Annotated in this window: 13 protein-coding genes; 5 read left to right on the top strand and 8 right to left on the bottom strand. The window is 54.3% G+C overall.

All coding sequences use genetic code 11. The features are described 5' to 3' along the window. Positions 1-6: 6 nt before the first annotated feature. Positions 7-1344 carry a D-serine transporter DsdX gene (dsdX, locus tag ACX9GU_RS09350; RefSeq protein ID WP_473194551.1) on the bottom strand — a complete coding sequence of 446 codons (1338 nt, stop codon included), beginning with the start codon at positions 1342-1344 and terminating at the stop codon, positions 7-9. A gap of 245 nt (positions 1345-1589) precedes the next feature. Here dsdX and dsdC point away from each other — a divergent pair, with 245 nt between their 5' ends. After that, a complete protein-coding gene (dsdC, locus tag ACX9GU_RS09345; RefSeq protein WP_473194550.1) occupies positions 1590-2531 on the top strand; it encodes a DNA-binding transcriptional regulator DsdC in 942 nt (313 codons plus the stop codon). Here dsdC and ACX9GU_RS09340 read toward each other — a convergent pair. The 6 genes from ACX9GU_RS09340 to ACX9GU_RS09315 all read right to left on the bottom strand — a co-directional run bounded on the left by ACX9GU_RS09340 (position 2528) and on the right by ACX9GU_RS09315 (position 7789). Next, positions 2528-3145: an ABC-type transport auxiliary lipoprotein family protein gene (locus tag ACX9GU_RS09340; protein WP_473194549.1), complete on the bottom strand. Its 618-nt coding sequence runs from the start codon at positions 3143-3145 to the stop codon at positions 2528-2530. The genes dsdC and ACX9GU_RS09340 overlap by 4 nt on opposite strands. Then, positions 3142-4083: an MlaD family protein gene (locus ACX9GU_RS09335; protein WP_024485914.1), complete on the bottom strand. Its 942-nt coding sequence runs from the start codon at positions 4081-4083 to the stop codon at positions 3142-3144. The genes ACX9GU_RS09340 and ACX9GU_RS09335 overlap by 4 nt, the downstream gene beginning before the upstream one ends. A 3-nt stretch (positions 4084-4086) precedes the next feature. Then, positions 4087-4884, bottom strand: coding sequence for an ABC transporter ATP-binding protein (locus ACX9GU_RS09330; protein ID WP_166732954.1), 798 nt, complete (start codon positions 4882-4884; stop codon positions 4087-4089). Next, positions 4881-6026: an MlaE family ABC transporter permease gene (locus ACX9GU_RS09325; RefSeq protein WP_473194548.1), complete on the bottom strand. Its 1146-nt coding sequence runs from the start codon at positions 6024-6026 to the stop codon at positions 4881-4883. The genes ACX9GU_RS09330 and ACX9GU_RS09325 overlap by 4 nt, the downstream gene beginning before the upstream one ends. Positions 6027-6242: 216 nt before the next feature. Beyond that, positions 6243-6560, bottom strand: a complete 318-nt coding sequence (tmaR, locus tag ACX9GU_RS09320) for a PTS system regulator TmaR (RefSeq protein WP_024528076.1) — start codon at positions 6558-6560, stop codon at positions 6243-6245. Between the two features lie 161 nt (positions 6561-6721). Then, a complete protein-coding gene (locus tag ACX9GU_RS09315) occupies positions 6722-7789 on the bottom strand; it encodes an FUSC family protein (RefSeq protein WP_473194547.1) in 1068 nt (355 codons plus the stop codon). A gap of 172 nt (positions 7790-7961) precedes the next feature. Between ACX9GU_RS09315 and ACX9GU_RS09310 the strand changes: the two genes are divergently transcribed. Continuing rightward, positions 7962-8708: a S24 family peptidase gene (locus ACX9GU_RS09310; RefSeq protein WP_473194546.1), complete on the top strand. Its 747-nt coding sequence runs from the start codon at positions 7962-7964 to the stop codon at positions 8706-8708. Between the two features lie 75 nt (positions 8709-8783). On the opposite strand, the gene ACX9GU_RS09305 is transcribed toward ACX9GU_RS09310, so the two are convergent. Then, positions 8784-9893, bottom strand: a complete 1110-nt coding sequence (locus ACX9GU_RS09305) for an SDR family oxidoreductase (RefSeq protein ID WP_473194545.1) — start codon at positions 9891-9893, stop codon at positions 8784-8786. 244 nt (positions 9894-10137) lie between these two features. Here ACX9GU_RS09305 and ACX9GU_RS09300 point away from each other — a divergent pair, with 244 nt between their 5' ends. From ACX9GU_RS09300 to sbcB, 3 genes are all read left to right on the top strand, one after another. Beyond that, positions 10138-10323: a hypothetical protein gene (locus tag ACX9GU_RS09300; RefSeq protein WP_021805840.1), complete on the top strand. Its 186-nt coding sequence runs from the start codon at positions 10138-10140 to the stop codon at positions 10321-10323. Positions 10324-10398: 75 nt separating this feature from the next. Then, positions 10399-10602, top strand: a complete 204-nt coding sequence (locus ACX9GU_RS09295; RefSeq protein ID WP_021805841.1) for a DNA polymerase III subunit theta — start codon at positions 10399-10401, stop codon at positions 10600-10602. An 82-nt stretch (positions 10603-10684) separates the two neighbouring features. Beyond that, a complete protein-coding gene (gene sbcB, locus ACX9GU_RS09290; RefSeq protein ID WP_473194544.1) occupies positions 10685-12112 on the top strand; it encodes an exodeoxyribonuclease I in 1428 nt (475 codons plus the stop codon). The last annotated feature ends 36 nt before the right edge of the window (positions 12113-12148 follow it).

Raw genomic sequence — 12148 nt, 5'->3', positions numbered from 1 at the left:
TTTGGTCTAGATGATATAAGAAAGCAGGAATGTGGTTCCCAGCGCAATCAGCGAAGCAATAAAGGTGGCCGAGGTATAATACTTAAACATCTCACTGAGCGTCGCGCCGCAGTATTGTTTAACCAACCAGAACAGCGAGTCGGTGACGATGGTGCAACCGATGGCACCCGAGCCGATGGCCAACGCGATGATCTCCGGGCTGACGCCAGGGTAATGCGGCAATACGGGGGCAACAATAGCCGTTGCTCCCATCATGGCCACGGTGGCCGACCCCACCGCCGCATGCAGGCAGATAGCCACCAGCCAGGCCAGCAAGATCGGATGCATATCCATATTCGACAGGATCACGGCCAGCGTATCTGCCAGCCCACTGGCTTTTAATATGCCGTTGAATGCACCACCGGCCCCGATTATCAGCAAGATGTTGGCGATGGAAGAGAAGCCGTTTTCGGTTTTGGTCAGCAAGGTGCCCATGCCCATATTGCGGCGAATACCCAGCACGTAGTAGGCCACGAAGGCGGCAATAAACATGGCGGTGATCGGGTTGCCGATAAACTCCAGGAAGGTATACAGCGTGCTGTCTTTGGCCATGTAGAGTTCCGCTGCGGTTTTCACCAACATCAGAATGATCGGCAACAGCACGGTAAATAACGTGGCACCCAACGAAGGCAAGTCCTGCTCGTTACGCACCTGCACGGAGGAAAACTCGACGGGGACCGGTTTGAACGGCAGACGCTTACCGACCAGCTTAAGGAACAGTGGCCCACCAATCAGCGAAGCGGCCAACCCGACAATCAAACCATACACAATCACCGAACCCACATCGGCACCCAGCTTGTTGGTGACAAACAACGCCGCCGGATGCGGAGGAACCACACAGTGCACGGCCATCAATGCGGTACACAGCGGGATCGCCAACTTCAGCAAGGAGGTATTGGTTTTTTTGGCAATCGAGAACGCCAGCGGGATCAGTAACACCACGCCCACTTCAACAAACAGCGTAATACCGCAGACCAACCCCACCAGCACCATGATCACGTCAGCCGACAGCCAGCGGCACTTTTGCAAGGTGATGCCAATGCGTTCTGCCGCCCCGGACACTTCCATCATGTTGCCCAGAATGGTGCCTAAACCAATCACCGCCGCCAGGAAACCCAAGGTCCCGCCGATACCGCCTTCAATGGCATTGACCATTTCCAGCGGGTTCATGCCCATCAGGGCGCCCACATAAAAACTGGCCAGCAGCAGCGCCAGGAACGGGTGGATCTTGAATTTTACGATAGTGAGAATAATGATAATGATGCTGCTTAATAACGTAGCGACTACCCAGATCTGCGAGTCCATGTTCAGCGTCCTTCCAGGATAAATTTCACTCCTATTGGAAACTAACGCCCCAGCGCTGACAAACGATCAAAACGCCTCTTCACATGAGCCAGATTCAATCAATCAGGTGATTTCCGTCAACATTTGGCACTATTTCTGTATTTGACTCACATTGCTTCATCTTTAAGCCCGGATTTCGATATACTCCTTGATGATTTATAACGGGCGCAGCATGCGGCGCCCCTACTGATTAACAGGTGATGACCGTGTACGACGAAAAGCACCAGCTCGCCCGCAACAGGCACCTGAATGGCTATCAGCTAGCCAAGCTGCATACGTTTGAGATTGCGGCGCGGCAAGGCTCCTTCGTGCTGGCCGCCGAAGAGTTGGCGATCACTCCCAGCGCCGTCAGCCATCGGATCAACAATCTGGAAGCCGAGTTGGGTTTTAAGCTATTCCAACGCTTTCACCGCCGGATCGAGCTGACCCCCGAGGGCGAGCGGCTGTTCTGGGTGTTGAAATCGTCACTTAGCTATCTCAATCAGGAAATACTGGAGATTAAAAGCCAGGAGCTGTCTGGCACCCTGACCATCTACTCACGCCCGTCGATTGCCCAATGCTGGCTGGTGCCCAAACTGGCGGACTTCGATCGCCAATACCCGGCCATCAGCCTGAATATTCTCACCGGTAACGAAATGGTGAACTTCCACGGTGCGGGGATCGATCTGGCGATCTATTTTGATGACAAAACGCCGGAGAAACTCGATTGCCAGCATTTGATGGATGAGTCGATCGTGCCCGTTTGCAGCCCGGAGTACGCCGAGCGCCATGAGCTAGTGGGTAACCCCGCCAACCTGCGGCGCTGCACGTTATTACACGATCGCCAGGCATGGAGTTACGACTCGGACATCGGGGAGTGGAATACCTGGGCCAAACACTTTGATCTGGAATTTGCCGAAGGCCAGCGCGGTATGGGGTTTGATCGTTCGGATCTGGCGGTGATCGCGGCCATGAACCACGTAGGAATTGCCATGGGCCGCAAGAAGTTGGTGAGTAAGCGCCTGGAGAATAACGAACTTATTGCGCCCTTCCCCGGCATGGAAATGCAATGTGCACAGCGCTACTACATTTCCACGCTCTCGGACCGGCAATGGCCTAAAATCAACGCCTTTATCCAGTGGTTAAAGGCCATGGCCGACGGGTCTTAATTAGCCCCCTGCTGGCGTGCCCATGCCAGCGTCTGTGCTGCCAGCTTATCGCTGGCCAGACCAAAGGCCTGCACGACGTTGTCCATTGATGTGCCATGGATCGGCTCGCGTACCACAAAGCTGCGGTTGGCGATCGCTTCACGATCTGAAGTACGCACCAAGCGAGCGTCAAAACGGATCACCACCTCACCCTGCTGACCGTTATAAACCCCTTGGAACGACACCAAATCCCCACCTAGCTCCAGATCTGCCTGCAGATTGTCATCGTCGCTGCTCACCGAACGGAAATGGCCATTGGTGCGGAACTCCTGGATCAGGCGATTACGCAGCAATAACGGGGCCGGATCGCTCCAGCGCGAACCGCTAAAAGAGGTGATCTCTGAACCCTGTGGCTGAACGGCGATCCGCGTACCGTTTAAAAACTGGTTGGAATTGGGCTGAACAATGCGCACCGTCTGTTTTGACGCTTGGCCCCCGCCCACCGCCGTTGGCAAGGCTGGCAGCAGAAACACCTGTTGTACCGGGCTTGGCGGCAAAATGGTGCAGGCGGCCAGCGGCATCACGGCGGCCAGTACCAACAACCGTAGCATCTGGCGAAGTTTTAGCTTAATCATTTAGGGGTAAACTCCTTGGTACGTTCGCGGCCCCTGAGCAAGGCGGACGGGTTCTCTTCCAGGCGGCTCATGGCACCGCGTAAGGTCAGTAAGGTTCTGCGTAATTCATCTACCGCCGGGCCAAGATCGTTGAATCCCTGGATGCCGCTATTCAGTGACTGCTGATTTTCACCAATCAGCTTGTTGAGCAGCGCGGTGGTTTTCTCAAGCGATGCCATGGTATTTGCCGCATTGGCGACCAGTTGCTTGCCCTGCCCGTCCAGCAGCACGTTAGCATTGCGCACCAACCGATTGGTCTGTGCCAGCGTATCGTTGCTTTGCTTGGTCACCAGCGCCAGTTGCTGCAGGATGGTGCGGATATCTTCACGTTGCCCGGCTACGGTAGAGGTGATCTGTTCCAGATTATCCAGCGTATTCACCAAACGCTGCTGATTATCCGGCGTCATGAGCTGATTCAAACGCACCAGCACTTGGTTGACATTGCTCATCACATCTTCGCCATTAGCAAGCAACTGGGTCAAAGGCGATGGCGTGGCGATAATCACCGGAATTGCCCCATCCTCTCCTGTCAGCATCGGGCTGGTTTCACTCCCGCCGCTGAGCTGGATATTGGACGTACCGGTAATGCCAGCTATTGCCAGGCGAGCCTGGGTATCCTCACGGATTGGTGCAGAGGCCGCGACCCGAATGCGTGCCCAGACTTTGGTAGGCACGTTGGGATCCAACCGCAGCATAGTCACTTCCCCCACGCGGATCCCACTGTAATTGACCGTGCTGCCCTGTGACAGGCCACTGACGGCTTCATTAAATACGATATCGTACTGCTTGAACTGGCGATCGGTGCCGGACTTGGTTAGCCACAGGCTGAACAGCAGCACGGCGGTGAAAATAATCAGCGTAAATAAACCAATCAAGACATGATGCGCACGGGTTTCCATTTGTTATTGCCTCTCTGGGATATTCGTTACGGCCTGCTGTGCCGCCCGCCCACGCGGGCCGTGGAAATACTCTTGGATCCAGGCATCGTCAGTGGCGGCCACCGCCTCCAGCGTATCCACCACCAGCACCTTCTTCTGCGAAAGTACCGCGACCCGGTCACAGATTGTATAAAGCGTATCAAGATCGTGGGTGACCAGAAACACCGTTAACCCCAAGGCATCGCGCAACGTGCGGATCAGGCTGTCAAAGGCGGCGGCACCGATGGGATCCAGCCCGGCCGTTGGCTCATCCAGAAATACGATTTCCGGATCCAACGCCAGCGATCGGGCCAACGCGGCACGTTTGACCATGCCACCAGAAAGCGAGGCCGGATACTTGTTACCGGCACTGGCAGGCAGCCCCGCTAACGCCAGCTTAACCTGTGCCAACTGCTCGGCATCACGGCGCGGTAAGCCTGCGTATTCAATCAGCGGCAGCGCCACGTTTTCCGTCACCGTCAGCGAACTGAACAATGCCCCTCTCTGAAACAGCACGCCAAATCGCCTTTCCAGCACGGAGCGGCGCGTACCAGAGAGCGCCATCAGATCCTCGCCAAAAACGTGGATCTGGCCAGCGGTGGGACGGCGCAGGCCAACGATGCTGCGCAACAGCACGGATTTGCCGGTGCCCGAACCGCCGACCACGCCCAGGATTTCTCCTCGGCGCACGTCCAGATCGAGGTCTACATGCACGCATTGGGTGCCAAAACAGTTTCGCAATTTACGGATGCGAATAATGGCTTCCGGGGTCGTCTGGCTCACACGCCCATCTCCATGAAGAACAGTGCGGCGACCGCATCCAGCAGGATCACCACAAAGATTGAGTGCACGACGCTGGCGGTGGTATGTGCCCCTACCGACTCGGCGCTACCGCTGACTTTAAACCCTTCCAGACAGCCGATAATCGCGATCAGGAAGGCAAATACCGGCGCCTTGCTCATCCCCACCAGGAAGTTCTGAAAACCGCCGCTGCTCTGCGTGATGGTTAAAAACATGGTTGGTGAGATATCCAGCGTCAGGGCGCAGACGACCATGCCGCCAAAGATGCCGCTAATCATGCCGATGAAGGTCAGCATCGGCAACGCCAGGAGCAGCGCCAACACGCGTGGCAACACCAGCAGTTCAACCGGGTTCAGCCCCATCGCCTGAATAGCGTCTATTTCCTCGTTGGCCTTCATTAGCCCGAGCTCTGCGGTAAAGGCGCTGGCGGTACGGCCCGCCATCAAGATGGCCGTCAGCAGCACGGCGAACTCTCGCAGGAAGGAAAACACCACCAGTTGCACGGTAAAAATGCTGGCACCGAAGGTAGACAGGACGGTTGACCCCAGGAAAGCGATGACTGCGCCCACCAGGAAGGTCAGCAGCATAATGATCGGCACCGCGTTCAGGCCGATTTGCTGGAGATTGGCCACCAGCGAGGTGATCCGCCAGCGCGTAGGGCGCAACAGACTGGCAAACAGAGTTTGCAACGTCAGGCCGATAAACCCCAGCAGGGCTACCAGGTTGTGCCAGAAATTTTCCATCGACCGGCCGACGTTGGCCAGCAGTTCGATGGCCAGACCGGGCGGTTTTTCTGCCGGTGGTGGCTCAAATCCTTGCAAAGCACGGCCAACGGTTTCCAGCAGCACGCGGCGTTCCACAGGGAGCGTGGGGGCTAACTGTTTGAGATCGGATATCCGTTGGTCACCCAGCAGATTGACCAGCAAGGTGGCACCTGCCGTATCCAGGCTGCCCAGTTGGCTGAGATCGAACACTACATCGGCCGGCAAGCGGGCTTGCAGTTGCCCAACGGCGGGTTCCAACAGGCGATAATGTGCCAACACCCAATCCCCAGATGCCAAGATACGGGGAGGATGGAGCGTCTCGTCCAGGTTGAGAAAGGTGCTGAGTTGCGGTTCTGCCATCGATGACAGCCTCTACTGGCGAAGAAATTTATACCCGTCGTCCTTCAAGCGACAACTTGAAAGCGATTGGCCAAAGTCTATTTATAACATTAGCGTAGCGGCTTTAAGCAGATTTGCTATAGCACGGTAACTTATCGTTATTCTTTAAGGTCGTTCAGGGCGCAGCGCCCCTGAAAAGATGCAGGGCCGTGAGATCCCAGCCCTGCTTGACGCGAATTACTTCACTTCGCCCATTGCTTTCAGCTTTTTGGACAGATCGCGGCGTTCTTTCGACAGATCGGCATTTTTGATGATGTAATCATCAACGCGGTCTTCATAGTCACCGCGCATGTTGGCGATGATGCCCTGAATGTCTTCAATGCTCATGCCCGGCTTGATGTACTCGCTCAGGTTGTCGAGCAGCAGCACACGCTTCTGGTTGTCACGAATTTTCTTTTCGTTGTCGACAATTTCACGCTGTAGCTTGTTTTTACGGCGGAACATACGCACAAACTCCAGAACGTCCTGGAAACTCGGCTTATTTGCATTATCCATCTTCATACCCTTGCTTTAGTAATACACAGATTCATTTGCTTACGGCCACAATGACACCAAGATACAGGGTTGTGGCCGTCAGACACAACTGTCATTGCCCTATCTTACCCACTTTAGCGCATTGACCCTATCCTGATGCGCCTGCTTCATGATCTGATCCACTATTCCTGAGCATTGGCTGTACAGACCTTGAGCAGATCGCCCAACTCTTCCAACTGCTGTGCCAGTTCCATGCTCAACCAGACATAGCCATAGATAGGTGCTTCGCTGAGTTGTGCGGCACTGGCCTCTTGCATTAAGGCTTTCAGCTCTGCGGAGATATCGCCCAGTTCCCCGGCAATGACCTGCGCATGCAGAGGCTCACCATCCCGCATAATATTCGCCAGCGAATCGATCGCGCGCTGCGTCAGCAACTGTGAACTACGCAGGGTTTTGGCATTGAGCATGATAAAGTGGGTTTCACGCGAGGCCCAATAAGCATCGGCTAACAGCTCCAACGTGCAAACCAGATTACGGCTCAGGGTCTGTACCGCTTCAAAGACCGGTTTGGCGATATGAGTCTCTTTGCTGGCGGGGGCGATCAGTGCGCGTAGCTTCACCACATCGCCCAGCAAGTTTTTGAGCCGGGGCTCCAGCCGGGGCCGCTCAATCATGTTGGGTGAAAGGTAAGCGCCGTAGATCTGCCCTAACGTCTCCAAGCAATCCGCCATTTTCATTCGCCACAACACATAAGCCCGCTGCGGGTAGATGCTGGTAAACAGCAGCGCCAGCAACGAACCAAAAATCACATCGCCACTGCGCCACAGTGCGATAGATATATCGCCAGCCCCGGCACCGATGACCACCGCCAGCGTAATGCCCACCAGCAACGCCATATAGGGTCGTTTACCCAGCGTCAGATAACCACAGGCAAACATCACCACCCCACACCAGGCCAGCATCACCGGCAGAGAATACAGCTCCAGATAGAGCGCAATCAGGCCAGAGGCCGCACCAAACACCGTACCGGCAATACGCTCCAGCGCCCGTGGCAGCACGTTTCCCCAAAAAGAGATCGGCCCCATCACGACGATCAGCGTGATCAACGGCCAGGTACCCTCCGGCACCGCCAGCAGACGGATCAGCAGAAAGGTCAGGATAAAAGCCAACCCGATCCGTACCCCGTGGACGATGCGGTAATTACGGTAGATCAGATTTTCAAAAGAAGAGATTTTTCTATCCAGACGCACGCTTGTACCCGCCAACCCTGCTGTAAAACCTTTATACTAGTGGAACAATGCGGCTAACGTACAACACTAGCTGTTGAAAGATGTTTTCTGGTTAGGAATAGGTTTAGGTCGGCGCTAAAGATTTTAGCGGCGAAGGATTTACCTTTTTGCTAAAGAGTGAGATCATCGGCGCATGGAAACCAAAGAAATCAGGCGCAACAACCTGCGCGATCTGATGGCACGTTTCGCCCGGCAAGGCACTAACCAGAATGAGTTCGCTCTACTGGTAGGTTCTTCTGCGCCAACGCTGAGCCAGATCACCGGTGAAAAATCCTCCCGCAACCTGGGCGACAACCTCGCCAGACGCATTGAGGCCAAACTAGGCTTGCCCAAAGGCTGGTTCGATGTATTCCATGAGAAGGCGCTGGAACAGCCGTTTGCCAACGTGGCGGCCGAATCGGATTTCCAACCGGCACGGCTCAAACCGGTGGTATGGGAAGATACCGAGCAGGACAAGGAAGAGTTTGTGGAGATCCCATTGCTGGATATCGATTTCTCCGCCGGTGACGGCTGCTACGAAATTGTCGATAGTGAAGAGTTCTCGCTGATCTTCCGCCGCTACTATCTGCACAAGATGGGGGTGCCGGTGAACGCGGCACGCATTATCCGCATCTCCGGCTCCAGCATGGAACCCCGATTGCAGGATGGCGATGTGGTGGGTATCAATACCGTCGATACCCGCATCCGCGAAGGGAAAACCTATGCTATCCGCCACGGCAATCTGTTACGGGTCAAGATCCTGATTGAGCAGCCCGACGGTGGCGTGGTCATCCGCTCTCTGAATCGTGAAGAGTACCAGGATGAACTGCTCAGCTATCCACAGCGTAAAGACCAACTGGTGGTGCTGGGTCGGGTATTCTGGTCCTCCTCCTCCTGGTAAGATCCTGGAAGCGGGCGCAGCATTGAACTGAACCCAAGAAGTTGGACGGTTTAAAATTAACCAACCATTCAGCCTCTATTTAAAATCCACCGCCATTTGCTGCGGTATCGACAACCCACGGGTCGATTGCACGCAGCGGCCAATATAATCGGTAAAGCGCGGCGGCTTAGGCATGCCCAGCTTGAGGATTTTTTCGTTGCTAAAGCGCACGTTCAGCATGGCAAAGGAGCCGTACAGGCGCATCGCTTTCAACATCAGGCGCTCATTGCACGGCCCGAAGATATCCTTCAACTGTTTGCGCATTTGCAACAGGGCTTCGTAGCTGACCTGCGCATAGCGATCGCCCACCGGTGGCTCCTCTAATGCGGCGGCGATGGCATAATCGATATCTGCAAAACTGACGCTGCTCTCCTCCCCCGCTGAGATATGGTAAACATCGTTATCCAAGCTCTCGCGGTTAAGCAGCATCACTAATGCATCGGCGCAATAGTCCACCGGGATCACATCGATACTATCTTGCAGCGAACACATAAACTTACGCAGCATCAACGCCATACTGAACACCCAGAAAATACTGCTGGAGGGTTTGCAACCCAACTGCGTATGCCCCACCACGATCGAGGGCCGGGCGATCACCAGCGGCAGCTGTGGGCAAGTTTGCCGCATCAGTTGCTCGATGGTCGATTTGGAGCGGGTATATTCCACCAAGTGTTCGGCGGTTTCCTCAAACTCGGCGCTTTCTGCCACCAACGAACCCACCTGAGGTGCGCAAGACATTGCCGTGCCCACATGCAGAAAACGTTTTAATCCAACCACCTGAGCCATTCGCTGTGCAAATGCCAGAGTGCCTTCAACGTTAACCTTCCAAATAAGCGGGTTATTACCAAATGACGCCACCGCAGCACAGTTAACGACATGGGTTACCTTGTTAATACGGGCGTCAGACAAAAAGTATTCAGGTTCGCTTAAGTCACCCAGTAAAATATTCTCTGCCGTGAGCTTATTCAAAAGACTTTTATCTATATTGAACTTTTCCATATTAGAGAAAATACGGTTCAAGCCCTGCTCTTCGGTTTCCGCACGCACCAGCAATAGATAGTTAACCTTTTGATTTTCTTTTAGTAACTTTTCAAGCACCGCACCACCAAGAAAGCCAGTCGCCCCAGTCAACAGTAACGTTTTCATCTTACACACCTACATTTTCATTGAATGAGGTGGAGTGTATGCCTATATTTATAAACCAGAAGTAAATAGAAATTAACTGATTACGTAACTACTCTTCTTAATATTCTCTTAAGGAATATCCTGAAACACTGACAGGCAATTAGTAACAGCTCGGTGCCTCTTTTGTTCCGTTTGTTTAATTAACATTTATGTTATCTCTGATTTAATTGATGAGATTATTCCCATACGCTTTTTAGGAGCTATCATGAGCTACAACCAAAAGGTCTGGCTGGCTGTATTAACCGTTTGCACACTATTCTGGCTGGCTCTGATTAGCGGTCTGTATACCTATGCTAAATCTCTGGATCATCAGCACGATCATGGCCAGCAAGAACAAGCGATGAGCATCAAGCCAGTAAAGCACCACCCCACTCTGGCACAGGCGCTGTGAATGCTCTGCCCTGAATGAGGTAGCGACAAACTCCCTTTAGCCACATATTATGCGCTATCGAATAGGGAGAAAGACATGCCACGACCACTGGATGGCCTACCCCAGCAAGAACGTGAAAAGATCCAAACCGATTTGCTGGCACTAAGAATTATTTATAGCGAACGCTACGGCTACGCCGCCGAGTGGGAAAGCGCCGAAACGCACGTCCCCACGCATCTACGCGGCTACTTTCAGCAACGGTTGAACTTCTATCGCACTGCGCAGCGCCACTCAATTTAACGTTAAGCATTAACCAATACTTGGCATCGGTGATCGCGCCGTTACAATAGGGCTATTCCCTACGCCAACAAGAGATGCGACTTTGAGCAGCAAGGCACCGGCCACATTCTACATCCACGACTACGAAACCTTCGGCAAAAGCCCGTCAATGGACCGCCCGGCGCAGTTTGCCGGGGTGCGTACCGATATGGATTTCAACATTATCGAAGAACCGCAGGTGTTTTACTGTGCGCCAGCCGATGACTACCTGCCCGACCCCGAAGCGGTGATGATCACCGGCATCACGCCTCAGCATGCGCTGGCCAAAGGCGTTAACGAGGCCGAGTTTGCCCGCCGTATTCATGAAGCGTTCAGCGTCCCTGGCACCTGCATTCTGGGTTACAACAATATCCGCTTTGACGATGAAGTCAGCCGCAACATCTTTTACCGCAGCTTCTACGATCCTTACGCCTACAGCTGGCAAAACGGCAATTCCCGCTGGGATCTGCTGGATGTGATGCGGGCCTGCTACGCCCTGCGCCCGGAAGGCATCATCTGGCCAGAAAACGAAGATGGCTTTCCCAGCTTCCGTCTGGAACATCTGACGCGTGCCAACGGCGTTGAACACGAACACGCTCACGATGCGATGTCCGATGTGCATGCCACCATCGCCATGGCCAAGCTGGTCAAACAGGCGCAGCCAAGGCTGTTTGACTACCTGTTGCAGCACCGCAACAAGCACAAACTCAATGCGCTGATCGACGTCGCGGAAATGACGCCGTTAATGCACGTTTCCGGCATGTTTGGCGCGGCACGGGGTAACACCAGTTGGGTTTCACCACTGGCCTGGCACCCGGACAATAAAAATGCGGTGATTATGTGCGATCTGGCAGGGGATATTACCCCGCTGCTGGAACTGAATGCCGACGAGCTGCGTGAACGCCTCTACACCCGCCGCGATCAATTGGCGGCCGATCAGGCCCCGGTGCCGATCAAACTGGTGCATATCAATAAATGCCCGGTGCTGGCTCCGGCCAAGACGCTGCTGCCAGAAAACGCAGACAGGCTAGGCATCGATCGTCAGGCGTGTCTGGATAATCTGAAGGTGCTGCGCCAGCACCCGGAGATCCGTGAAAAAGTGGTGGCCATATTTGCCGAAGCCGCTCCTTTCACCTCGAACGATGATGTGGATGCCAAACTGTACGACGGTTTCTTCAGCGATGCCGACAAAGCGGCGATGAGGATCATTCAGCAAACCAAACCGCAGAATCTACCCGCGCTGGATTTGACCTTCAGCGATGGCCGGATGAAAGAGCTGCTGTTCCGCTTCCGGGCCCGTAACTACCCCAATACGCTGGACGACGCAGAGCAGCGCCGCTGGTTGCAGCACCGCCAGGAGGTGCTCAGTGCCGAGCGGGTGCAAAGCTATATCTTGCAGCTGGAGTCGCTGTACAACCTGCACGAAGGGGATAAAGAGAAGATGGCGTTGCTGAAGGCGCTGTTTGATTACGGTAAACAGTTGGTGGGGTAGTCCTGTGCTTTTCCATTGATTAACGGGCGCAGCATG

It is taken from the genome of Serratia sp. K1WW1 (genome assembly GCF_055790865.1).
Note: the sequence above shows the minus strand (reverse complement) of the source record. Positions and strands in the feature narration are given on the sequence as shown.